The 25,282-nt window shown below is 30.9% G+C and carries 21 protein-coding genes; 12 read left to right on the top strand and 9 right to left on the bottom strand.

The genetic code is table 11. The features are described from left to right. Nucleotides 1-301 precede the first annotated feature (301 nt). Nucleotides 302-949, top strand: coding sequence for an HD domain-containing protein (locus tag bsdtw1_RS20370; protein WP_183279320.1), 648 nt, complete (start codon nt 302-304; stop codon nt 947-949). Nucleotides 950-980: 31 nt separating this feature from the next. Then, nucleotides 981-1,490, top strand: a complete 510-nt coding sequence (gene nrdG, locus bsdtw1_RS20365; protein ID WP_183279319.1) for an anaerobic ribonucleoside-triphosphate reductase activating protein — start codon at nt 981-983, stop codon at nt 1,488-1,490. Between the two features lie 301 nt (nt 1,491-1,791). Here the strand turns inward: nrdG and bsdtw1_RS20360 are convergent, their stop codons facing one another. After that, nucleotides 1,792-2,691 (bottom strand): alpha/beta fold hydrolase, encoded by a 900-nt coding sequence (locus tag bsdtw1_RS20360; RefSeq protein WP_183279318.1) that lies wholly within the window; start codon nt 2,689-2,691, stop codon nt 1,792-1,794. Between the two features lie 271 nt (nt 2,692-2,962). On the opposite strand from bsdtw1_RS20360, the gene bsdtw1_RS20355 reads away from it, so the two are divergent. Then, the gene (locus bsdtw1_RS20355; RefSeq protein WP_183279317.1) at nt 2,963-3,790 is read left to right on the top strand and encodes a VanW family protein; all 828 of its coding nucleotides are present in this window, start codon (nt 2,963-2,965) and stop codon (nt 3,788-3,790) included. 169 nt (nt 3,791-3,959) lie between these two features. Further along, nucleotides 3,960-5,444 carry a leucyl aminopeptidase gene (locus tag bsdtw1_RS20350; RefSeq protein WP_183279316.1) on the top strand — a complete coding sequence of 495 codons (1,485 nt, stop codon included), beginning with the start codon at nt 3,960-3,962 and terminating at the stop codon, nt 5,442-5,444. 128 nt (nt 5,445-5,572) lie between these two features. On the opposite strand, the gene bsdtw1_RS20345 is transcribed toward bsdtw1_RS20350, so the two are convergent. Then, nucleotides 5,573-6,724: a DUF5667 domain-containing protein gene (locus bsdtw1_RS20345; RefSeq protein ID WP_183279315.1), complete on the bottom strand. Its 1,152-nt coding sequence runs from the start codon at nt 6,722-6,724 to the stop codon at nt 5,573-5,575. Between the two features lie 397 nt (nt 6,725-7,121). Here bsdtw1_RS20345 and bsdtw1_RS20340 point away from each other — a divergent pair, with 397 nt between their 5' ends. Together bsdtw1_RS20340 and bsdtw1_RS20335 are read left to right on the top strand one after the other, a co-directional pair. After that, entirely contained in the window at nt 7,122-7,790 is a 669-nt protein-coding gene (locus bsdtw1_RS20340; protein ID WP_183279314.1) for a sigma-70 family RNA polymerase sigma factor, read from the top strand. A 4-nt stretch (nt 7,791-7,794) separates the two neighbouring features. Then, complete coding sequence (locus tag bsdtw1_RS20335) at nt 7,795-8,682, top strand: anti-sigma factor domain-containing protein (RefSeq protein ID WP_183279313.1); 888 nt, start codon at nt 7,795-7,797, stop codon at nt 8,680-8,682. Between the two features lie 122 nt (nt 8,683-8,804). Here the strand turns inward: bsdtw1_RS20335 and asnS are convergent, their stop codons facing one another. Next, the gene (gene asnS / locus bsdtw1_RS20330; protein ID WP_183279312.1) at nt 8,805-10,196 is read right to left on the bottom strand and encodes an asparagine--tRNA ligase; all 1,392 of its coding nucleotides are present in this window, start codon (nt 10,194-10,196) and stop codon (nt 8,805-8,807) included. A gap of 325 nt (nt 10,197-10,521) precedes the next feature. On the opposite strand from asnS, the gene bsdtw1_RS20325 reads away from it, so the two are divergent. Next, nucleotides 10,522-10,971, top strand: coding sequence for a cytochrome b5-like heme/steroid binding domain-containing protein (locus bsdtw1_RS20325; RefSeq protein WP_183279311.1), 450 nt, complete (start codon nt 10,522-10,524; stop codon nt 10,969-10,971). A gap of 150 nt (nt 10,972-11,121) precedes the next feature. Here bsdtw1_RS20325 and bsdtw1_RS20320 read toward each other — a convergent pair whose 3' ends face one another. Beyond that, nucleotides 11,122-11,820 carry a metallophosphoesterase family protein gene (locus tag bsdtw1_RS20320; RefSeq protein ID WP_183279310.1) on the bottom strand — a complete coding sequence of 233 codons (699 nt, stop codon included), beginning with the start codon at nt 11,818-11,820 and terminating at the stop codon, nt 11,122-11,124. A gap of 374 nt (nt 11,821-12,194) precedes the next feature. Between bsdtw1_RS20320 and bsdtw1_RS20315 the strand changes: the two genes are divergently transcribed. Both bsdtw1_RS20315 and bsdtw1_RS20310 read left to right on the top strand, forming a co-directional pair. After that, the gene (locus bsdtw1_RS20315) at nt 12,195-13,268 is read left to right on the top strand and encodes a M24 family metallopeptidase (protein ID WP_183279309.1); all 1,074 of its coding nucleotides are present in this window, start codon (nt 12,195-12,197) and stop codon (nt 13,266-13,268) included. A gap of 78 nt (nt 13,269-13,346) precedes the next feature. After that, nucleotides 13,347-13,529, top strand: a complete 183-nt coding sequence (locus bsdtw1_RS20310) for a hypothetical protein (RefSeq protein WP_183279308.1) — start codon at nt 13,347-13,349, stop codon at nt 13,527-13,529. Nucleotides 13,530-13,560: 31 nt separating this feature from the next. Here bsdtw1_RS20310 and bsdtw1_RS20305 read toward each other — a convergent pair whose 3' ends face one another. Both bsdtw1_RS20305 and bsdtw1_RS20300 read right to left on the bottom strand, forming a co-directional pair. Further along, nucleotides 13,561-14,379, bottom strand: a complete 819-nt coding sequence (locus bsdtw1_RS20305; RefSeq protein WP_183279307.1) for a purine-nucleoside phosphorylase — start codon at nt 14,377-14,379, stop codon at nt 13,561-13,563. 40 nt (nt 14,380-14,419) lie between these two features. Then, the gene (locus bsdtw1_RS20300; protein WP_183279306.1) at nt 14,420-15,589 is read right to left on the bottom strand and encodes a phosphopentomutase; all 1,170 of its coding nucleotides are present in this window, start codon (nt 15,587-15,589) and stop codon (nt 14,420-14,422) included. 669 nt (nt 15,590-16,258) lie between these two features. Here bsdtw1_RS20300 and bsdtw1_RS20295 point away from each other — a divergent pair. Further along, nucleotides 16,259-16,915, top strand: a complete 657-nt coding sequence (locus bsdtw1_RS20295) for a hypothetical protein (RefSeq protein ID WP_183279305.1) — start codon at nt 16,259-16,261, stop codon at nt 16,913-16,915. A 46-nt stretch (nt 16,916-16,961) separates the two neighbouring features. On the opposite strand, the gene bsdtw1_RS20290 is transcribed toward bsdtw1_RS20295, so the two are convergent. Continuing rightward, nucleotides 16,962-19,118 carry an SPFH domain-containing protein gene (locus bsdtw1_RS20290; RefSeq protein WP_183279304.1) on the bottom strand — a complete coding sequence of 719 codons (2,157 nt, stop codon included), beginning with the start codon at nt 19,116-19,118 and terminating at the stop codon, nt 16,962-16,964. A 443-nt stretch (nt 19,119-19,561) separates the two neighbouring features. Here bsdtw1_RS20290 and bsdtw1_RS20285 point away from each other — a divergent pair, with 443 nt between their 5' ends. Further along, nucleotides 19,562-20,176, top strand: a complete 615-nt coding sequence (locus bsdtw1_RS20285; RefSeq protein ID WP_183279303.1) for an NUDIX hydrolase — start codon at nt 19,562-19,564, stop codon at nt 20,174-20,176. Nucleotides 20,177-20,272: 96 nt separating this feature from the next. Here the strand turns inward: bsdtw1_RS20285 and bsdtw1_RS20280 are convergent, their stop codons facing one another. Together bsdtw1_RS20280 and bsdtw1_RS20275 are read right to left on the bottom strand one after the other, a co-directional pair. Beyond that, on the bottom strand, nt 20,273-22,024 hold the full coding sequence (locus bsdtw1_RS20280; protein WP_503826566.1) for an ABC transporter ATP-binding protein: 1,752 nt from the start codon (nt 22,022-22,024) through the stop codon (nt 20,273-20,275). Between the two features lie 35 nt (nt 22,025-22,059). Next, complete coding sequence (locus bsdtw1_RS20275) at nt 22,060-23,796, bottom strand: ABC transporter ATP-binding protein (RefSeq protein WP_183279301.1); 1,737 nt, start codon at nt 23,794-23,796, stop codon at nt 22,060-22,062. 660 nt (nt 23,797-24,456) lie between these two features. Between bsdtw1_RS20275 and bsdtw1_RS20270 the strand changes: the two genes are divergently transcribed. Then, nucleotides 24,457-25,023, top strand: a complete 567-nt coding sequence (locus bsdtw1_RS20270; RefSeq protein ID WP_244638197.1) for a YdcF family protein — start codon at nt 24,457-24,459, stop codon at nt 25,021-25,023. Nucleotides 25,024-25,282: the final 259 nt, after the last annotated feature.

The following is a 25,282-nucleotide window of genomic DNA, read 5'->3' as shown; positions in this document are numbered from 1 at the left end:
GCTAATTTGTAAAAAGAAGAATATATTGAATGTCACATTTTCCTCATGTGAATTTGGAAAGGCATATATGTAAAAACTCGCTTAAGCGAGTTTTTATTCTTTACGAAATTATAATCTAAATAAATCGGAAAACATAGATTTACAAAAAAATTATTTAGATGCTAGCATATGATTTAATTGGCAATATGTATTATAATTTAGTATGTAGTAATAGTAGATGATCATTATTTATGTATTATCAAGTTCAATCACAAAAGTTTTTAGAATATACTAGATTCACTAATTAAAATGGAGGTAAATAATGACGGAAATAATACAAAAAACTGCAGAAATGCTAGAAAAAAAGTTCAGTGGTGAGGGAAGTGGCCATGATTGGTGGCATATATATAGAGTTTGGCAGAATGCTAAAAATATAGCAGCTTTTGAAAAATGCGATAAAGACATTGTTGAATTAGCTGCATTATTACATGATATTGCAGATTGGAAGTTTAATGATGGAGATGAGAAGGCAGGCAGTAGGGTTGCGAAGTTATGGCTTGAAGGGTTAAATGTTGAGTCGGAGACTATAGATAGAGTATGTTATATTATAGATAATGTAACTTTTAAAGGAGCAAAAGTTGTTGGACATATGAATTCCATAGAAGGAATGATAGTTCAAGATGCAGATAGATTAGATGCAATAGGCGCTATAGGAATAGGAAGAGCTTTTGCTTATGGTGGATTTAAAGGTAGAGAGATGTACAACCCAAATGTGACATATGAAATGCACGATAGCTTTGAGGCTTATAAGAACAGTGAGAGTAATACCATAAATCATTTTTATGAAAAACTTCTTTTGCTGAAAGATATGATGAATACAGAACGTGGAAAAATGTTGGCAGATGAAAGACATAAGTTTATGCAACTGTTTTTAGATGAATTTTACAAAGAGTGGAATGGAGAGCTATAATGCTCAAAAAAGTTGAGGTGTTGATTTAACAATGGAAGATAATATGATAAGACTTTCGGGTATAATTCATGAAAGTTTAGTAAATGGTCCTGGAATAAGAAGAGTTTTCTTTTCTCAGGGATGTAAACATAATTGTAAGGAGTGTTTTAATCCAGAAACACATAGCTTCGATGGTGGAGAGCTAAGAAACATGGATGAGCTTATAGAGGAGCTTAAAAGCAATCCAATAATAAGTGGTGTAACCTTTAGCGGTGGTGATCCTTTTGAACAAGCAGATAAGTTTTCTTATATGGCGCAGAGAATAAAAGCTCTAGGTCTTAATATATGGTGTTATACGGGCTATAAGTTTGAGTACATATTAAACAACTTAAAAGATAATGAAGCTTGGGATAAGCTTATAAATAATATAGATGTGTTGGTTGATGGAAGATTTGATGTAACATTAAGAGATGAAAGTATAAAGTATAGAGGTTCATCAAATCAACGTGTTATAGATGTTAAGAATTCGCTAAGTGGTGGTGAAATTATAACTTTATATTAGTATAACTAAATCATATAAAAGCCAATGAAGAAACCATTTTATTTAAATAGTTTTTACTGTAAATGAAAGTATAAAGTTTTATGTCGATTAAACCTACATATTTTAATCCTTTCAGAAGCTTTTTATGGCGATACAGTAAAAAAATAAAATTATGTCGCCTGCCAGAATTTCTTCACATACGTTCAGAAAAGGCAGATACGCAAAAAGGCCACTGAAGAAGATCGCTTCAGTGGCTTTTTTATTGTAAATGAAAGTATAAAGATTTACGCCGATTAAACCTAGATATTTCAATGTGATTGTATTAGCTTGACATAAAAGAGATCAGCTCGTTTACAAATAAATCTTCTGATTCTGCAAATGGCATATGCCCACAATTAGATATTATAGACAACTTACTGTCTTTGATTTGATCATTAAAGGTATAGGCGTTGTCTACAGGAAGAACATTGTCTTTAGCACCCCAAATTATTAAGGTTTTAGCATGTATATCTTTTAATTTATCCTTCAAATTATCGATAGATTTACAATTATCCAATAACTTTTGTACTGTACCACTATCTAGATGTCTGTTATAGAATAAGTTTTTTTCAAAGGTATCATAGTTGATATATTTAGGATTATTAAAGTTGAGACTATACATAGCAAGCTGAGGAAAATAGGTTAGCATTCCTTCTTTTATTATAAACTTTGGAGGATTTATATGAATATGTTCTCCAAGACCAGTACTATCTACTAGTATAAGTTTATCGATTGAATCTTGATGGTTAAGTGCCATCAATAACGCAATTCCACCACCCATAGAATGGCCGAGTACAGAGAACTTATTATATCCTAGGTTATTCATTAGATCCTTGCATAACTTAGCAACATTATTGGTGCTATAGTCTAAATCCTCTTTTTTATCTGATAATCCAAAGCCTATTAAATCTACTGAAACTACTCTATATTTGTCTGATAATCTTTTGGCTAAACTATTATAATCATCAGAAGATGAGAATAATCCGTGTATTAATAATATAGGCGGGTTACTTTGGTTTCCAGTGATTTTATAATTTATATTTACATTATCTATTTTAGCAATATTATTTGGTATTGCTTCAAGAGAATTATCAATTATGAATGTTTGAAGATAATTTATGGCAAGAATTAATATAAGCGATAATATAATAATTAGACTAGTTGATTTTAGCCAACGTTTCATCAAGTATCCTCCTGATTAATTAAAAGTGAAAGTCCCTTTGTATGTGATATATTACTGTTTAATAATGCATTATGATTACATCATATAAATTTAGTATAAACTAATTATACCAAATTTATATGATGTAGTTAAATAATCGTGTAAATGGGGCACAAGCTTAAAAACAATTGGAATAGAATGTAAAATAGTATATGATTAGCATAACAGAACTTTTTATGAAATGATACGTATTAATTATTGTAAGTATATTAAAGAGAGGTTATAAATTAAAATGGGTAGAAGATTATTTTGTGAGATAAATCCTTTAACATATAGGATTTCAGTATGTAAAGAACAGATTAAAAGGTATATTAAATGGTGGTTTGGTGGACAGATATATGCAAGGGAAAAAAGCCATAGTAAACTTCCAATATTGATATATGAACATAATTCACTAATAAGGAGAAAGCTTGGTAACGTTGATCAGAGGCTACAAGAAAATAAGGCAACCAACTTAATGCTGACAACTCCAAAAGTTGATAGCATTTTAATAAGGCCTGGAGAGACATTCTCATTTTGGAAGCTTGTAGGGAAATGCACTAAATCAAAAGGCTATTTAGAAGGGCTTACTATAAACAATAGCGGTACAAGCAGTGGAGTAGGTGGAGGAATGTGCCAGTTTACAAATTTAATACATTGGATGATTCTTCACAGTGATCTTACTATTGTAGAACATCATCATCATAATGAATTCGATCTGTTCCCGGATTATAATAGAGCTCTTCCTTTTGGAACAGGCACATCTATAGTATATAACTACCTTGATTATCAGTTCAAAAATAACACCAACAATACTTATCAGATAATAACGTATACTACGGATACTCATTTATGTGGAGAACTACGAAGTTTATATGATCAACAATACTCATATCATATAGTTGAAAAAGACGCGTACTTTTCGATAGAAGACAATAATTATTATAGAAACAACGAAGTGTTTAGGAGAATAATTAATAAAATTGATGGTAATATAATTGAAGAGAGATTACTAATAAAAAACCATTCAAAGGTTATGTATGATAGTAAGTATATAGATAGAGAATTAATTAAACGATAAAATTATTTTATAACAAAATTAGGTACGGCTATCTATAATTATCTATTTGTGGTATATTATTAAGTAATAATAATTCAATATAGATGATTATAATAATTTTAATTACAATTAAAGAAGCAAGCTTTATATTTAAAAAGTAAACTTATTATCAAGAAAGAGGTGTAAAGTAATGAATATTGGATTTAAAAAATTTGGATGCACTGATGGTGAGGCAGCTATAATTTCTCTTTTTGAAGATAGATTACAGACTCCTAATAGTGATGTAAATACTATATTAGAATATGCTAAAAACAAAGGAAGCTTTTTAGGAAAGTTCGGTGAAATATATAATTTTGTTAGAACTATAGATGGCAAAACTCAGGATATGGTTTTAGTTGGCCTTGGTAAAGAAGAAACTATAGATGGAGAAAAAATTAGAAGAGCTATAGGGAAAGCTTTAAAAAGAGCTGCAGAACTAAAAAATAAGAAAGTATTCATGAGACTTATAGATACAGATAAAGTTGAATTAAACTTAGTTGTAAAAGCTATGGTTGAGGGAGCTGGACTAAGCTCATATAAATTTAATAAGTATAAGAGTGAAAAAAATGATGACAAAGACCAAAAAGAATTTGAATTTTCACTTGGAAGCCCGAACATAGATGATATTAAAGCTTTAGATGTAGATAAATTTATAGAAGAAGCTAAGGTGCTTGTTGAAACAACAATATTAGCGAGAGATCTTGTAAACGAACCTGCAAACACAATTTATCCTGAAACTTTAGCTGAAGAAGCTGTAAAAGCTGGAGTTAAATATGGATTTGAAACTGAGGTTCTTGAAAAAGAACAAATATGTGATTTGAAAATGGATGCTTTTTTATCTGTAGCTAGAGGTTCAAAGAAAAAACCAAGACTTATAGTAATGAGATATTTTGGTGATAATCAAAATAAAAACAATATCCTTGGACTAGTTGGAAAAGGACTAACTTATGATTCAGGTGGATATTCATTAAAACCAAATGATGGAATGGTAACAATGAAGTCAGATATGGGCGGTGCTGCTGCAGTTATAGGTGCAATAAGTGCAATATCAAAACTTAAGCTTAAGATTAATGTAATTGCTGTAGTAGCAGCATGTGAAAATATGGTGTCTGGTAAAGCCTATAAGCCTGGTGATATAATTGGGTCTATGGCTGGGAAAACTATAGAAGTTTTAAATACTGATGCAGAAGGAAGACTAACTTTAGCTGATGCGGTTACTTATATAATAAGAAAAGAAAATGTAACTGAAGTTATAGATTTAGCCACTCTTACTGGAGCTGCTTTAGTAGCTCTTGGAACTACAACAACTGCAGTAGTAACTAACAAGGATAGTTTTTATGAAGAACTTGTTAAAGCCTCAAAGGTGTCAGGAGAGAAGGTTTGGCAACTACCTGCATTTGATGACTATAAAAAAATGATAAAGTCTGACATTGCTGATCTTAAGAATATAGGGGGAAGAAACGCAGGAACGATAACTGCAGGACTTTTCATAGGAGAATTCGTTGAAGATAAGCCATGGCTTCATCTTGATATAGCAGGAACTGCATGGACTGATGCTGCAGATGATTACTCTATAAAGGGTGGAACTGGAGCTGGAGTAAGAACTCTATATGAATTAGCAAAGGCTAGAGCTTAGCATAGAAAAGCCGCTAAAGAAGGTTACTTTAGCGGCTTTTTACTTTGAGCGTATTTGTAAAATTATTTTTGTGTATTTGTAGAATTATATGGATAGTTAATATTAATTGACCTTACTTTATAGGTATCTTAATCATTTTCTTTGTCTTTTTCATTTGAATGTTCAGTTTTTTTTACCTCTTGCTCTGAATCCCTAGTTTCTTTTTTTTCACTGGATACTTTCTTTTCACTATCTTCTTTTTTCTTCACTTCAGTAGTGGAACTTTCCTTGGCATTAGTAGCCTTTTTTGCTGTTGGAGTAGGTGCTTGAACAGCTGAAGTAGAACTAATTGCTGTGCTAGATGACCCTTCATTGCTTGTATTGCTATTTGAAGATTTTGATTCTGTAGTTGGTGTAGTTGCAGTATCATCAGAATCAGATTCTTTAGTTGTAGTATCAGAGTCTTTATTTACCTTTGCTTGTTGTATAACTGATTGCTTATTTGTTTTTGCTGTTTCAAGATCAGTTTGCTTTTGTGTAAATGTAGCATTAGCTGCATTTAATGCTTCCTGAGCCTTTTCTATTGCATTAGAATCACCAGATTTAGTAGCGTACTTTAAAGCCTTGTTGGCTTCGTTTAAGTGCTTTCTAGCAGTGTTAAGATCATGTATAGCAGATACCATTTGCTTAACAGCTTCTTTCTTTTGCTTTTGCATTTCAATTACTGAAGATAATTTGTCTTGTTCTTCCTGAGGAAGCTGATCTTTTACTGAGTCAAGAATTTCAATAGAATCTGTGTTAGTATCTTCAATGGACTTACTTGTTGAGTCAATTGAATCCATTTCTTTATTTAGTTCTGATGTACTACCAGCAGTGGCATTAGTATCAGAAGTTGTAGTATCTGAATCAGCAGTTGATTTGACGATGTTGGTATCAGTTATAGCTTTTGATACCTCTGTTTGGGTCTGCGAAGTCACATCTTCCAAACCTGCTAAAGCTATTGGAACTAGATCTTTCTTATCTTTTTCTACTAGTGTTTGTATTTCTCCTAGTCTTTCTTTTTGAATTTCCAGTAATTTCTCTATCTTTTTATTAGGATCTTTTGTGAATCTTAGTTCGATATTTTCTATAGCTTTGTCCAAAGGGTAGAATATGCTGTTTGGTGTTAATCCAGCGTAAGATTTATAATCTGTGGCCTTGTTAGTAGTAGTAGTAGTAGTAGTAGTATCTGCCGCAAAAGCTGGAACAGAAAATGATAATGAAAACATTAATGATAATGCTAAGATATATTTTTTCTTCATGAGTAATCCCCCTTATTATTTCAAATAATATTATTTAAGACTAAATTCTGATATAATCAAATTTTTGCTAGCAATTAGCCTTGCATATTAATTTACGGTATATAAAAAAGCTTTAGGGGGGTAAGAAAATGCCCCCTTAAAAATCAAAGCTCTTACGTATAAATAAGTATAGAACTATTGAGATTTGAGAATATTTATTTTAGTATTATTCAATTGTGAAGTTGAAATTTACAAATAATCTAAATTAATAGGCTATAATATTATAGGGCTCCTGGTTCATGTGATAATTGATAATCTTTTGAAGATACTCTTGATTTATTATTTTCAAAAGATTATCAATTAAACTTTCATAGGAACTCTTTAAAAACTATGAACTCAAGCAGGATGGTGAAAAACTATGAAGGAAGAGTTTTTGATTGAAGATAAGAATAAATTTATAGAAGAAAACTTAGGTTTCATATATAAAACTGCTTCTTTTATATGTAAAAAGCAGTTAGATAGGAGAAATGATGAAGAGTTCAGTATAGCCATAGAGGCTTTCAATAAAGCATGCGATAATTTTTCTGAAGAAAAAGGAAACTTCTTTTCGTACGCTAAAATAGTAATGCGAAATTCTTTAATTGATTTTTTTAGAAACTCTAAAAATGTTCCTATTTTGTATTTTGAAGAAGAAGAAGGTATGAAAGATATAGATAACACTATATCTTTAGATAAATATGATAGAGAACAAGAGCAAAAAAGTAGATTAGAAGAAATAAGCATATATAAAGAGAAGTTAGAAGAGTTTAAGATAAATTTCTATGAGCTTTCTAAAAGTTCTCCTAGCCATAAGGATACTCGAGAAGACGTGCTTAATGCAGCAGTACTATGCTCCAGAAATAAAGAAATAATGAACATCTTATATGAAACGAAAAAGTTACCTATAGTACAAATCATTGAACTTACTGGTAGGAATAGGAAGTTTATAGAAAAGTGGAGAAAATATATGATATCATTAATAATTCTGCTTTCTAGTAATGAATACATATACCTTAAGTCATATTTAAATATAAGAAGGAAGGAGTAGTATAATGAAGAAGAATGGAGTAGTTGTTGAAACAAAAGGAAGTAAAGTTATATTGCTAACTGAGACTGGTGAGTTTGCACTTGTAAAAGCTTCTAATATTTTACCTATAAAGGGTGAAGTCTACGAGGGTAATATTGTTAGTAGTCAGAATACAGTAAAAAGACTTGCAGTCTTAGCTGCAACCTTCTTAATGGTGTTTACATTCGGTATAGTAGATTATTATAATCCTGTAAAAGCAGTTGAATTAGATGCTAAATCTAAAATATTAATACAGGCTAATCGTTGGAATAGAGTGGTTAAAGTTAAAGTAGATGATGAGAATTTTAAAGTTGTGATGGATAAAATTAAGATTAATAATATGACTTTAGCTGATGCAGTAAAAGAGATTATAAGTGAAGCTAAGAACGAGAAGTTGATAGATTCCTATTCGGATATAAATATAACATCAGTTAAAGGGAAAGTTGATATAGCAGAAGTTGCTAAAGATATCAATGAATTGAAGAAACTCGAGATAAGAGAAGACAATGCTAATCAAAAAGAGCAACAAAAAAATCAGAATGATGACAACAAGAATTTAAATAAAGATAACAATTCTATAAATAATAAAACTGAAAATAAAGAAAGTAAGCCTTCTAATGATGAAAATAAAAAGTCTACCAATGAAGTTGATAAAACAAATAACACAAATAACACAAATACTAATGATAATAGAAAAAGTGATGATAATAAAAGCAATAATTCAAGTCAATCAGATAAGGAAATAAAACAAAATAACGGAAACTCAGATAACAAAACTAGTAAGAATACAAATGAAGGTAAGGCCAACAGTAATGGAAATAAAAATAAAGAAGAAAATAACAAAGCTAATTTAAAAGACAATGGAAATAGATAAATATAATACCCAGCAGAAATCCTGCTGGGTATTATGTTTATCATAAGTATTATAATAAAATTTATTTTTAAAACTCATTTTATTACAATTAATAATTGAGCGTGTAATTATTAATGTTTGTATTAGAAATCCGCTTGCCCTGTAGTTCTTGGGAAAGGAATTACGTCTCTTATATTTGACATACCAGTGATGTACATTATTAATCTTTCAAATCCTAGGCCAAAACCTGAGTGGACAGTTTCGCCATACTTTCTTAATTCAAGATACCACCAATAATCCTCTTTGTTAAGACCTAGCTCTTCAAGTCTTGCCTCAAGCATCGAAAGTCTTTCTTCTCTTTGGCTTCCCCCTATGATTTCACCGATACCAGGAACTAGACAGTCCATTGCAGCAACTGTTTTTCCATCTTCGTTTAATCTCATATAAAAAGCTTTGATTTCTTTAGGGTAATTAGTTACAAACACAGGCTTTTTGAATATTTCCTCAGTTAAATATCTTTCATGCTCAGTTTGTAAGTCTATACCCCACTCAACAGGATAATCAAATACTTTTCCTGAGTTTTTAAGTAATTCAACTGCTTCTGTATAAGTAACCTTTCCGAAGTCAGAATTCAATATATGATCTAATCTTTCTTTTAAGCCTTTATCTATGAATTGGTTGAAGAAATCAATTTCTTCAGGACATTCATCCATAACATATTTTATAACATATTTAAGCATTTGTTCTGCTAATTCCATGTCATCTTCAAGGTTAGCAAAAGCCATTTCAGGTTCTATCATCCAGAACTCAGCAGCATGTCTTGCTGTATTTGAGTTTTCTGCTCTAAATGTAGGTCCAAAAGTGTATATATTTCTGAAAGCTAAAGCGTAAGATTCTCCATTTAGCTGACCTGATACAGTAAGATTAGCTTCTTTTCCGAAAAAGTCTTCACTGAAATCAATACTTCCTTCTTCAGTTTTTGGGATGTTGTTTAAATCCATAGTAGTTAATTTAAACATTTCTCCAGCGCCTTCACAATCACTACCAGTTATTATTGGAGTGTGAACATACACAAAGCTTTGATCTTGGAAGAACTTATGTATTGCATAGGCAGCTACAGAACGAACTCTAAATACAGCTGAAAATGCATTACTTCTAGGTCTTAAATGAGCTATTGTTCTTAAATATTCAAAAGTATGTCTCTTTTTTTGTAAAGGATAATCAGAAGAAGACATTCCCTCTATTGTTATCTCTTCAGCTTGTATTTCGAAAGGTTGTTTTGCATCAGGTGTTGGTACTAATTTACCTACAACTGAAATTGACGAACTAATCGGTAATTTGGATACATCCTTGAAGTTTGTAATCTTATTATCAAATACCACTTGAACATTTTTGAAGAATGAGCCATCATTAACTTCTATAAACCCAAAAGCATTTGATGCTCTTAATGTTCTTATCCAACCTGAAATTTTTACACTTTTTTCAATATGCTCTTCTGTGTTTCTGTATAGAGCTCTAACTAATGTAGTGTTCATTATATGACCTCACTTTCTAATTATATTATTTACGTTTCTAATGTATTTTATAGGTATAGTTTACATTTAAGACTAAAATAAAAAAACCTATCAATCCATCAGTATGGACGAAAGGCTATATTTTCACGGTACCATCTAATTTGTCATAATAGATGACTTTGCATACAGCACAAGAGTGCTTTTAATATAACGGTTTTAACCGGTTAAGCCTAGTAAATTTAACACTTTAACCCTTAAATAATATTTATTTTACACTAATAGTTTAATAAATGCAATTATTCCCTCATAAAATATACAGATATATTGATATTTAAGAGGAAAGCTTATGACAAGTTCCAGTGAAGAGTTATTATTACAAAAGTATAATAAGATAAATTTTTATAAAAAGATGATTTTATTAAGTACAAGAGAAAATAGTCTAGGTATTATAAAGGATATCGAAAGGTTAACAATACAAATTGAAGGTATATTAGAGTATTATAAGGAAAAGGATGCAGAAAAACAAATGAAAAACGATAATGTAGAAACAGCTTTTTCTTTTAGAACTAGAGAGTTTACAATGAAAGAATTATCCGGATATAATGGCGTAGGCGATAATCCTGCTTACATAGCTGTTAATGGAACAGTTTATGATATCACAGGAGAGAGGGCATTAAATCAGATAATAGCTGCTGGTTTTAGACCAGGAACTGACCTTTCAGAACAGTTTAATTCAGGAAAGCTTAGCAGACAGTTGCTGAATAATACAAGAATTGTTGGTGTTCTGAGAGATTGAATAAAGTGATCATGATACATAATTAGATATCATGATCACTTTATTCTTTGTGAAAGCTCATTAAAGCATCAGATGGATAACCAATTAATTTTAACATGGTGTTCTAATAGCGCCTTTATTAAAATCAATTGAATATTTATAATGAGAAATTTATTCGCAACCAGTTTCGTAAGAATGTATTAAGGAAGAAGGAAACTTTTTCATCTCCATGTCCTTCATTATTCTTTTATATTCATAACTCACTTTTCTTATTTCTGCACGAGCGCTTCTGCCTTTTGATATATCTATTACTGCGTAAGTTGAGTCTGGAGAGCCATTTTTAGGTTTGCCTACACTACCGCCATTTATTATCATTTTATTTTTTAGCTGTTTTACCATAGGTATATGGGTGTGAGCACATACCAATATATCCTCATCCATTCCGTCTACTATAGCATCTAAATCAGGATTATTTTCATATAAATACTCATCTATTTTATTTGGGCTTCCATGAACAAAAAGTATTTTTTTGTTGTCAATTTTTAAAGAGATACTGTCTGGTAAGTTTTCAAGGTAGTATCTATTTGAAGCTCTTAATTCATCTACAGTCCAAGGTAGAGAAAAAGAATTTATGTTTGTATCTCTTATATATGTGAAGCCATTATCAACAACAGATGCATCATAGTTGCCTTTTATACATAAAATTGATCTTCTTTTTATCATAGCTATGACTTCATTTGGCTGAGGACCATAACCAACCAAATCCCCTAGGCAAATCACTGTGTCTATATTTTGGCTATCTATATCTTCAATAACTCTAATTAGAGCATAAAGGTTGCTGTGTATGTCTGATATAACTGCAATTCTCATTTAGTTTCCTCCTAATTAAAAAAAGATAAGTATACTTCTATTAACTATATTATACCACTTAATGTATATTCACATCTCAATTTGCTCAATATTAATAAAGTATTAAAGATTATTATAATATAAAATATATTACTGACTTATAACAAAATATCTTTTGTGAATATATAAGTGCATAATACTTGAAGATATAGTATTATGTAACATTATATTTATATATACGGTGGATGATTTTAGGTAATGGATTATCTAGTTCTTTTTGTATATAATTAATATGTAGCTTTAATAAAGAAGAAATACTTAATTAACCATATAAATAAACATAGTCTCAAAACATATATAATGAGAGTTTTGTATTTATAGAAGGAGAGAGCAGAATGAAAGAGAATAGATTAAATAAAATATTAGAAGAAATGACTAGAGAAAATCTGCATCAAATGATTATAACCTCACCAGCAGCGGTATTTTATCTTACTGGTAAATGGATAGAATCGGGTGAAAGATTATTAGCTTTATATATAAATACAAAAGGAGATAGAAAGCTTGTAATCAATGAACTTTTCCCTATACATGAAAATTTAGGAGTAGATTTGGTTTGGTACAATGATACACAAGATCCTATTTTAGCACTCTGCAATATTATAGATAAATCATGCTCAATAGGTATCGACAAGAACTGGCAGGCGCACTTCTTAATTAGACTTATGGAAAAGAATGCAGCAACTGGTTTTGTGAATGGGTCACCAATTATAGATAGGGCAAGAACGATTAAAGATGCAGAAGAGATTGAGCTTATGAGAAAAGCATCTGCTATTAATGATAGAGTAATGGGCAAAATAGTGAACAGATTTTCAAAGGATAAGAGTGAAAAAGTTATCAGTAGTATACTAGGGGAACTGTATGAAGAAGAAAAAACTCAAGGATTTTCTTTTACACCAATAGTAGCATATGGTGCTAATGGAGCCGATCCACATCATGAAACTGATGCATCTATGGTAAAGTTAGGGGATAGTGTAATAATAGATACTGGTTGTAGAAATGAATTTTACTGTTCAGATATGACAAGAACTTTCTTCTGTGGAGAGCCTTCCGAGGAAGCAAGGAAAGTTTACGAAATTGTTCTTGAAGCTAATTTAGCTGGTATAAGAATGGTTAAACCAGGCACTAGATTTTGCGATATAGATAAGGCTGCTAGAGATGTTATAGAGGGATATGCCTATGGGAAGTATTTTACTCACAGAACAGGACATTCCATAGGTATTGAAGTACATGACTTTGGTGATGTAAGCTCTGTTAATAAAGAAGAAGTGAAACCAGGTATGATATTCTCAATTGAGCCAGGAATTTATATTCATAATAATGTTGGTGTCAGAATTGAAGATTTAGTATTAGTAACAGAAAAGGGATGTGAAGTGCTTAATAGTTATCCGAAAAATTTAATTGTTCTCTAGTAGTCTAAAATAAAAATCACCCTACTATGTTTAAAATTTACATTAAATGTAAAAAATATAGATGGAGGTGTTAGTTAAATGGACGAGAAGACGTTGTTAAACAACATAACTAATATTAGAGAAAAATTAGAAAACCTAATTAAAGCTAGTGAACAAAATCTTGTATCTCAAGATATAATAGAAGCTGGAAATGAATTTAACGAGGCACTAAATATATACAATAGATTTATAAATAGAACACCTAATGAACAAAAAGGTTGATGGCATCAATTGTAGCCATCAACCTTTTGTATTACAGACTTTTTATTATGTTTGTCATAAGTGCTATGAAGTTATCTCTTACTAGTGCAGAAGTTTCCATTACCTCTACATGGCTTAATGGTTGTTTTAATATTCCTGCAGCCATATTTGTAAGACAAGAAATTCCTAAAACCTTTATTTTACTGTGGTTCGCTATTATAACTTCTGGAACAGTAGACATACCTACTGCATCGCCACCTAAGATTCTTGTCATCCTTATTTCAGCTGGGGTTTCATAAGTTGGTCCACTAAACATAGCGTATACACCTTCTTTTATATCTATATTTAATGAATTTGCAACTTCCTTTGCTTTATTAATAAGTTCACCATTATAAGCTTCAGACATGTCTGGGAAACGAGTCCCAAATGAATCAAGGTTTCTACCTATTAAAGGATTAGTTCCTGAAAGATTTATATGATCATTTATAATCATAAGATCACCAGGTTTAAAGTCTGTGTTTACTGCACCTGCTGCATTAGTTACAATGATTGTATCTATACCTAAAAGCTTCATAACTCTTACAGGAAAAGTAACTTGCTCCATGGCGTAGCCCTCATAATAATGGAATCTACCTTGCATAGCAACCACTTGCTTTCCTTGAAACATGCCTATTACTAATCGGCCAGCATGACCTTCTACAGTTGATACTGGGAAGTTTGGTAGTTCATTATAGTTATAATATTCAGCATCGTCTATCATATCAGCAATAGCGCCTAAACCAGATCCTAAAATCAATCCTATTTGTGGCTTGTATTTGCTTTTAGATAAAATAAATTCAGCCGAATCTTGTATTTTTTTAGTTAAATCCATAATTTCACCTCAAGTAATGTTGTTTAATTATTATTAATTGTTATTTTATATCGCCTAAGAAGCTCACGCCATTTTTTATTTCACCGGCGTTAAATATATCAGCTATTGTTTGACCCATATCAAAAAATCCAATTCTTGTGCCAAGATCAAATCCTTTCTTTAATTGAGCACCATAAGCTAAGAAAGGCACATACTCTCTAGTATGATCTGTTCCTTTAAATGTAGGATCACATCCATGATCTGCAGTTATGAATAATACATCAGTATCTTTCATAGAAGATAGTATTTCTGGAAGCCTAGCATCAAAATCTTCTAAGCCCTTACCATAGCTCTTTGCATCTCTTCTGTGGCCCCACTTCATATCAAAATCAACAAGATTTGTAAATATAAGGCCATTTTTATCTTCCTTTATATATTCAAGAGTTTTATCAACTCCGTCCATATTGTCCTTAGTATGAACAGCTTCTGTTATTCCTCTACCTGAGAATATATCCTCGATTTTACCTACAGCCATTACATCTAAGCCTTTTTTAGCTAATAAATCTAATAAGGTATCATGTGGAGGAAGTAAAGCATAATCTCTTCTGTTAGGTGTTCTTGTAAAACTACCAGGGTTTCCGAGGAATGGTCTAGCAATAACTCTAGCTACAGACTCTTCACCAGTAAGCATTTCTCTAGCAAATTCACAATATTTATATAAGTCTTCTAAAGGAACTATATCTTCATGTGCAGCTATTTGAAATACACTGTCGGCAGAAGTATAAACTATTAGAGCACCTGTTTTCATATGCTCTTCACCAAGCTCATCAAGTATTTCTGTACCAGAAGCAGATTTGTTGCCTATAACCTTTCTTCCAGTGAATTCTTCAAATTTATCTATTACAGATTTAGGAAAACCATCAGGATAAGTAGGAAAAGCAATTTCTGATTTAACTCCAACCATCTCCCAATGTCCGGTAACAGTATCTTTTCCGTTCGATGCTTCATGAATTCTGCCATAACAACCTGTTGGAGAAGCTACTTTGTTTAAGCCAGTAATTCCAGTGATATTACCTAAACCAATCTCCTCCATATTAGGTATAGTTAATCCGTTGTTGAATTCAGCTACATGGCCAAGGGTGTTAGAACCTACATCACCATATTTTTCAGCATCAGGAAGTTCACCTATGCCAACACTATCAAGTACAACCCATATAACTCTTTTTATCATAGTAAAACACCTCGCAAAATAATATATTATATATTGTGTCCATTAGTAAATTAATTAAAAGTATATAATGTGAAAGCGCTTACCTAAATGTCTATAACTAAAATAGATTATAAGCTACATAAATAGCCATTTAAATAAAGACATTTTAGTAATAATAAAACTATTATTTTTACAACAAAAGTTGGAAAATACTCGTTTAATAACTAATTATATATATATTATAATTTATAAAGATAAATATATAAATAGAAATATTATTTATTCTTTATAAATTATTTTCGTATAAAATTACTTGTTTTAAAATGCATTTGAAAAAAATAGAGGGCAAACTATAAAATAACAGAAAGAAGTGTTGTATATAATTAACAAAAATGTATAATGTATATTGTGTGTGTTTAATGGTATATGATTTTGATTGAAAACATTTGTTAGAACTCGTATGTACTTTAGAGATATAATTAAAAATATAGATTCTGTTATGCTATTGAACATAGTGATTGATATATAGATGAATTGCTTCATAATTAAATTTATATTTTCAAGTTCTCCTTTCAGAATCCAGAGAAGTTTTAAAAATAAATTTGGGTTGAAATATTTCATCTTTATAAAGGCTATTATAACCAAAGATATGAACTATTATTATAGTTTGATTTTAAGGGGGTAAATAATTTGAAGTTATTTTCACTTAGTGAGGGGTTAAAATCAGAAGTCTTAAAGGTAGCTGAAAATGTTGAACGTGAGGTGTATCAAGTTAGATTTAAAGGATATGTAGTTTTAATGGATTTTGCTCAAAGGGTAGTGCTTATATTTGATTTAATAAACAAAGATATAAATTTCAGAACCGATCTAGGGATAATTGAAGATAAAATTAGAAAAGTTGCAGGAAATACTTTTTGGGTACGAATGACAGACGAAGTATATGAGTGTTCAGGTCTTATAACAGGAACATTTTCGCAGAATGTGGTTAAAATAAATAATTATATAGATGATAGAATTTTAAATAGTAAAGTTAATGATTACAGTAAATATATTATGTCTGACTTGATGATGATAAAAAAGCACTTGAATTTAAAAGATACACAATCTGTATGGGACATTGCGCCATCTAAAAAAGAAGATATAAATGCAATTATATCTATAGTTGAACATAAAAATGAAAAAAAGTTCAGAACAGTAAGAGAAGAAATTGTTAAGCTAGAAGGTAGTAGATATATAGTTTTGCATTTTGATGATGAAACTAGATTTAAATCAATGAATAAATTGTATATATTAGCTGAGGAAAATAAAAGTTCTGTTGTATATGAAGCAATAAAATATACTACGTAATTTAAAAGATAGGCAAACTACCAAAGGTAGTTTGCCTATCTTAATGTTATTTATTATTTTTTATATCTGAAGGAGAAACATTATTTAGTATTTCTTTTTTTAAGATTTCAGCTTCCTCGGATAACTCAGTAACATTAGAAGCTTGAGAGGTTAACTTGTCACTTAATAATAGCATAACTAAATTTTCAAATGCATTATGCAGACCGTTTTCTCCCTCATTAGATCCAGAGGTTATAAGAGTTTTTGGTACTATATCAATCTTAGATGTTTTAATAGCGTCAGCAAAGTTATTCATTATTTCTTGGACTACTTTGTATTGAGCACCACCAAAAGCATTTACTTGTTCTTTTGCAGCTATAGCTTTAGATATACCAACTCTAGCTTCTCTATCAGCATCAGCTTGACCAACTGTTTTGATTTTAAATGCTTCAGCTTCACCTGTTTGTCTAAGTCTAAATGCTTCAGCATCAGCTTGTTGTTTAACTTGATATGCATTTGCTTCAGCTTGTTGCTTTAATCTATAAGCTTCAGCTTCAGCTTGTTGTTTAACTTTGTAGGCATCAGCTTCTGAAAGTCTTTGTATCTTTTCTGCATCTTGTCTTGATTTCATAAGATCAGCTTTACCTTGGTTTTCTTGAATCTTGATGTTGATATCTGATTCAGTAAGTGAGGTCTGTTGTTTAGCTACTGCTTCAGCTTCTTTTAGTTCCTTCTCTTTCTCAGCAGCTGCCTGTTGAGTTGAATAGGTTTCAAGTTGTTCTTTAGCTATTTGTCTTGAACGAAGCTGAGTTAAAATTTGCTCTATATTTGTATCATTCTTTGAGCTTGTAGGAGTACCTATAAGAACCTCTTCTAGCTCTAAGTTATAGTGAGAGAATTTTGTCTTCATTTCTACGGAAGATTGATTCTGTATTTCATTTCTTTGTTGTATTAACTCAATTAATGTCTTAGTTTGTCCTATGTTTTTGAAATATGCTGATACCATAGGATCAAGTGTTTGATCAACAAGCATCTTTATATCTCCAAATCTTTGAATAACCATAGGAGCCTTCTTATAATCTATATGGAAAACTACAGATAAAGGTAATGATGGTTCGAATGCATCTTTTGTGATTAAGCTAACTTCTTTAAGATTTTCATCGTATCGATGATTACCATTTTGATTGCTTATCCATTTTAAGATTACGTTAGTAGTAGGAACTTTTATGATACTTCCTGCATAAGTGTTGAAAGCATATTTACCAGGCATAAGAGCTTCACTCCAAACTCCTCTAAAGCCTTTTTGTACTAGTTCGCCATGTTTATAATCATCTCCAGATGAGTCAGTTCCTTTCATACCAGTATATGAAACAACTACGCCTACATAACCCACAGGGATAACTGTTTTAGGTATATATTCTATTGTGGCAAATAATCTGTTTATTAAGTAAGTACCATCTGCAAGAACTTGATATTGTCTACCTCTGTAACCGCCAGCAGATAAGAACTTTTCAGGATCTTGGAAGTTGTTATGATAATTTGGATCAGAAGGTTCATCACCAACAGTAGGACAGATTATATTGTCTTTTCCTAGAGAAGGACCATCATGTATAGTAACTATACCGACTAAGTCACTTTCACCTTGAATAACTACAGGATCAAAACCATTTCTTGCACTAATTTTTTGTGCCATCTCCATTATAGTCTTTTGCTCAGTATCATTTCCCATTGGAAGGTAATAAGTTTTGTTTTCTGTTATTATTATAAATTGTGCTAAGTTAAAGGCGTAAGTACCTTCACGGATTATACCTCTTTGAGGACCTTTTTGCCCCCCATTTGTTATAAAACCTCTGACATCTTGAAAGTTATTGCCTTCATGAATTATTGTTCCAAGTGTTTGAGTTGGTTCTAGTGGTTTACCATCTCTAGCAAATACATAGGCTATCTTTCCTTGAGGTATGGTTACTAATGGAACTGTATGGATCTTATAAACTAAAGGACTTAAAAAGTGAATGCCACCTCTTAAAACAACTGGTTGAAATCCTGCTTCACCGTTTAAGGCTATAATTTGTTCCTTAAGTGAACCTTTTGAGGACCACCATTTTTCTATGATAGCTACTTTGGAGTTAGGAATAATCCTAAAACCGGATAACCAAACTAAGAAAAAGAAAGCTACAATTCCTACGCCTACCTTTATTAATAATAATATTGTTTCTTGGTTCATACAAACCTCTCCCCTTAATAATTTTTATATTGTTAAACTTTAATAATAAGATAATGTATGAATATTTATCTTTTCTTAAAGACTTAACTCATGTTGTAATTATATTATATGGTATTTAATAACGCAAAAAGTGTTTAGGATAACAATTAAATATTTCTTAGGGTCTATAATCTATTGGACAATACTATCTCCCTGAATCTATTTTTTTCTAATTATACCTTTAATTTTCATGTGTGTGTAGTGAAACTACATAACATGTATAGAATTAACGCTAAAATAACATAAAATTAAGTTTTGACACAGTAAGCCTAAATTAAAGAGCTAAGTTATTGAAGAATAATACTGATTAATATAAGTTAATTGAAATAGAATATTTTTTCATATAGAATTATACATAAGTAACTTTAAATAAATGACCAAATTTATTAAATGAAGGTGATAACATGAAAAATTTAAGACCTAAGATTAATAATATAGAAACATTAGCTGAGACTAAATATCTTAGTTTATATGATGCTAAATATACAAATAAAAAAGGAAATATTAGAAGTTGGACCATTGCATCTAGGAAAAATATCGAAACGTTGAGACTGCAGATACAAAAAGAAAAAGAGGAAAAGGTTGATGCAGTAATAATAATAGCTATTCATAAAGAGAGTAAGAAGCTTGTTCTCATAAGACAGTTTAGAGTTCCTATTAATGATTATGTTTATGAACTTCCAGCTGGACTTATAGATGGTGAAGAAGAAATAAATAATGCAGTAAGAAGAGAGCTTCATGAAGAAACTGGGCTTAATTTAATTGATATTATAAATAAGGAAGATATAAAATCTTTGTATGTTTCTGTAGGTATGACAGACGAATCTATCGCTTTAGTTTATTGTTACTGTGATGGAGAAGTGTGCAGTGACTATTTGGAGGACGATGAAGATATCGAAGTTCATATGATTGATCAGTTTGAAGCCAAAGAGATACTTAAGGCAAATCACAAAATGGATATAAAGGTATATATGATGCTTAAGGCTTTTTCAATGCTAGGCGAGGATATAATGAGATAGAGCAAAGTAGTTGTATAAACTATATTATTATAATGAATGTAAAAGTGGTGAGAATAATAAATCCTCACCACTTTTAATATAAATCTAAATCAGTTTTTATGCTCCTTCATTTAAGAACTTATATTGGGCATTATAAAGGTTATAATAAATTCCTTTAAGAGTTAAAAGTTCATCATGGGTGCCGCATTCCTTTATATTTCCATCGCCAACTACCATAATCTTATCACAATCTCTTATTGTGGATAATCTATGAGCTATAACGAAAGAAGTTCTTCCAAATAAAAGTTTCTCTATACCTTTTTGGACTAATTTTTCAGTATGCGTATCTATATTTGAAGTAGCTTCATCTAATATTAATATTCTTGGATTAGCTAGTAGTGCTCTTGCGAAGGAAATAAGCTGTCTTTGACCTAAGGAAAGTCTAGATCCTCTTTCATTGACTTCTGTATCATAACCTTTTTCCATGTTCATTATAAAGCTATGAGCATTTACTGCTTTAGCAGCAGCAATTACTTCCTCGTCAGTTGCATCAAGTTTACCATATCGTATATTCTCTTTAATAGTAGTAGAGAAGAGGAACGTATCTTGAAGCATTATACCCATCTGGCTTCTATAAGATTCTAATTCTACATTTTTTATATTTTTTCCATCCACTAGCACTTCACCAGAAGTAGGATCATAAAATCTGCTGAGTAAAGATACGATGGTAGTCTTTCCGGCACCTGTTGCACCAACTAGTGCTACAGTTTCTCCAGGGTTAACTTTAAAATTCACATTATCTAATACAACTGAGCCTTCGTCATAAGCAAAGGTAACATCTTTAAATTCAACTGAGCCTTTTATCTTAGGCATCTTTATAGAGTCTATAGCACTTACAATGTCTGGTTCAATCTCCATGATATCAAATATTCTATCAGCAGCAGAGAAATTTGTGATTAATGTATTATAGAAAGTTGAAAGGTTCATAATAGGTCTCCAAAACATACCTATATACATTGAAAATGCTACGAGAGTACCTATAGTAACATCATTAGATCTTACTAGTAAGTAGCCAGCATAGAACACTATTACAATACCCACGCCCCATGAAAGTTCAACTAATGGCCAGAAGAAGTCATTAAATTTAACAGCGGCAACAAAAGAGTTTACGAGTTCGCTTACTAGGTCTTTGAACTTAGAAAGTGTATCTCCTTCCTTTGCAAAAGCTTGAACTACCTTAATTCCTGAGAAATCTTCGTGGTTATAGGCATTCAAGTTTGAACGTTTCTTTCTATATACTTCCCATCTTTTTCTAGATTGGATTTCTATGAAGAACATTGCTACTGCAAGAAAAGGTAATATAGCAATAGCTGCTAATGCTAACTTAAAGTTTAGGAAAAGCATCATTATTGAAACGCATACTAAACTCATGAGTTCTGGTATAAGAGTTTGTATACTTTGGTTAAATAGGTTTTGAAGAGCATTTACATCTCCCATAACTCTAGCTAATATTTTTCCTACTGGTCTATTATCAAAAAATGAAAAAGATAATTTTTGAATATGGGTATAAAGTTCATGTCGTATATTTACCAATATATTATTTGTTATTGCGGACATCATAACAATTCTTATTTTAGAAGCTATCATAGATAAAATATTTAATGTTAATAGGAGGGCACCAATGTACATTAAACCTTTTATATTACTGTCTCCAATATAGCTATCTATCGCTACCTTTAATAAATAAGGATTTATTATCCCACAAATCATGACAAATAATAGAAGTATAATAACTATAGTTGCCTTAAGCTTATAAGGACTTAAATATTTTAGAAGTCTTATAGTAAGTTCTGTTTTACTTCTTTGCATTCCTTCTTCATCACGACTTACTGTGTTTTTAGCCATTATACCACCTCGCTTTCAACTAAATCGAAATCTTTAAATTGTTCACAATAAATATCGTAGTATCTACCCTTCTTAGATAGAAGGTCGGTGTGATTTCCTACTTCTTTAATCTCACCGTTTTCAATAAACAGTATCATATCAGCATTTTTAACAGCAGATATTCTATGAGCGATTATAAAAGTAGTGCTTTTTTGTTCTTTATCATTAAGATTTTTAAGAAGTTCATATTCTGTTTCCATGTCTAAAGCTGATGTAGAATCATCAAGAATAAGAATCGGAGCCTTTCTTAAAAGAGCTCTAGCAATTGAAATTCTTTGCTTTTGACCACCAGAAAGACCAATACCTCTTTCACCTATTTCAGTATCGAAGCCTTCTTCAAAAGAAGATATAAAGTCATAGCAACAAGCAGTTTTGCAAGTCTCTATAACCTCTTCAGTTGAAGCGTTCTTATTTCCAAATTTTACGTTGTTTTCGATAGTATCAGAAAATAAGAAGGTATCTTGTGGTACTACAGACATATTACTTCTAAGCTTTTTCAGATCAATATCTTTCACGTTAATTCCATCAACTAAAACCTCACCAGATGCTACATCGTAATATCTACCAACTAATTGCAGTATAGATGATTTACCAGCACCAGTAGTACCCATTATGGCTACCGTACTTCCAGCGGGGATGTCTAAGTTTACATTTTTAAGAACTAACTCGTCATTATATTTGAAGCTTACATTATTAAATGATATGGCTCCTTTTATTTCTTCAGGTGATATTGCATCTTCCTTACTTGCAATATCAGGTTTCCTATCTAGTATCTCAAAAATTTTCTTTGCAGATGCTTGGTTTTGAGCAAGCATATTAGTTAACCATCCAAGGTTTCTCATCGGCCAGATAAGGGAATTTAAGTAACCGCTGAATGCTACTAAAGTTCCTATTGTTATCTCACCTTTTATAACAAAGACACCACCAAGAATAATCATTATTATTAATGAGATGTTTGTTAAAAATTCCATAGGAGGAAAATACTTCCCTACAATCTTTGCTTGATTCATATTCAAATCATAATAAGTTCTGTTCATTTTTAAGAATTTAAGAATTTCATGTTTTTCTCTAGTAAAAGCTTTTACAAGTCTTACTCCAGCTATATTTTCCTGAGCTGTTGTATTAATCTCGGCTGTTTGGTCGCTTATGTTGCTGTATACTGATCCAAACTCTTTTTCTAATTTTATAGCCATATATCCTATAGGAACCATTATAACTATGCATGCAATAGCAAGCTTCCAGCTTAGGGCTAGTAATATAACGGTACCAATAACAAAATAAATAATGTTCTCTACAAAAAGTCTTAAACCGAATCCAATGGTTTGCCAGATGTTTTCTATATCCTCACCGATTCTAGACATCAGTTCTCCGGTGTTCATATTATCGAAATATTTAAACTCCATAGTTTGAATATGCTCGAATAATTCATTTTTAATATCTCTGTGCACTTTTGCTGCAATAAAGTCAAAGAGAAACTCTTTAACATATCCCAAAAGAGCCTTACATAGAGTAATAGCTAGGATCCCTCCAAGCGCTGGATATAAAAGTGAATATTGTTTATCTGTAATTACTTTATCAACTATTATCTTTTGAAGATAAGGTGTAATGTTGTCTACAGCTATAATTATAATCATGGCCAAAGTGCCTATAAGTAATATAGCTTTGTGTTTAAATAAATAATTTAAGATTCTTCTCAAATCTATTCCCCCCTTTTTGTTTGTACATGGTGCCCATTTATGCAAAAAAAGGCCATGGATATCCCACGACCTTTTTGCATAAAAACACAATATAAAAAGTCATGAGCAATAGCCCATGACCTAAATACATACAAAGTTAAAAGCTGTCAATAATTACTCGACAATAAAACTCGCAGAGATAGGGCTATTGTTAATAGTTATTAAGTTATTTGATTTTCTAAATTTGCCATTCATAAAATTAAATCTTGCTACTAACATGGTCCTACCTCCTTTTCGTTAAAATTTATTTAATGAAATTACTTTAATAACATTATATACGGATTTCTCAGAAAGTGTCAAAGGTTTTTTCCAATATTTTTAAATTTATGAGAATACCCAAAAATTTCTATAATCACATATTAAAATTTTACAATTTAAATCAATATTTTAAATTTTTTTAAATACGTAACCTAAAAATAACTATTATACCTATAATTTCGTATATAATTTTGAATACATAAGTAAAGATGTATCAGTTCAATTCGAAACTAATTTTTAAAACTCATCTGGTTTATGAGAAGAGAAGATTGATTCAGCAACTTTTTTAGTATATAGCATGCATTTAATTCTATGCACAAATATGGAGTATTATTACTATTAATAAAGAGAGGAGTATTAATAATGAAAAAGAGGATTAAGATGTTTCTTCCTATAATTTTAATAATGTTTATAGCAGCAGAAATATTTATATTTTGGATTCCCCTTTTTACAAGTCCTGATAAGAGTGATGCCATAGTAGTGCTGGGATGTAGGATGAGAGGTGAGACTCCGAGTGCTTTCTTAACCGCTAGAACAGAAGAAGCAGCAGAACTTTTTAAGGATGGCTATGGTAAATATATAATAGTTTCTGGGGGAAAGGGACAGGGAGAAAGTATTTCTGAGGCAGAAGGAATGAAAAGGATTTTATCAAGTAAAGGGATAGATGAAGATAAAATAATCATGGAAGATAAATCAACTAACACAGCTGAAAATATAAAGTTCACGTCTAAAATAATGAAGGCAAATAATATTAATAGTGTAGTAGTGGTATCTAATGAGTTTCACCTTAGGAGAGCAGAGATTTTATGCAAGAGAAATAAAGTTTCAGCTACGTATAAGGGCGTGTTTGTTAAAGCGTATGCTGCCAATGAAATATACGGCGCTATTAGAGAAATTCCAGGTATAATTAAGGATTTAATAGTAAGATAATTTATTATAAAAGATATTGGAGAAGTAAGGATGTATTGGGAATTAAATGAGAAAATAAGAAAAGCTAAAGAACAAATTAAAGAAAAGGAACATATTGATAGAAAGATTAAGTATGCTGAGGAATTATTATATTAGTGATTTTGATCAGGAACAAGGTTTATTGTGCCTGATCTTTTGCTGTATGCTTAGGTAACTAAGATAGCCGGTTATTAAATAAATGTAAACGATATTGATAAATTATAAAAAGTGAAGTAAAGTA

It is taken from the genome of Clostridium fungisolvens (assembly GCF_014193895.1).
Classification (GTDB): domain Bacteria; phylum Bacillota; class Clostridia; order Clostridiales; family Clostridiaceae; genus Clostridium_AR; species Clostridium_AR fungisolvens.
Note: the sequence above shows the minus strand (reverse complement) of the source record. Positions and strands in the feature narration are given on the sequence as shown.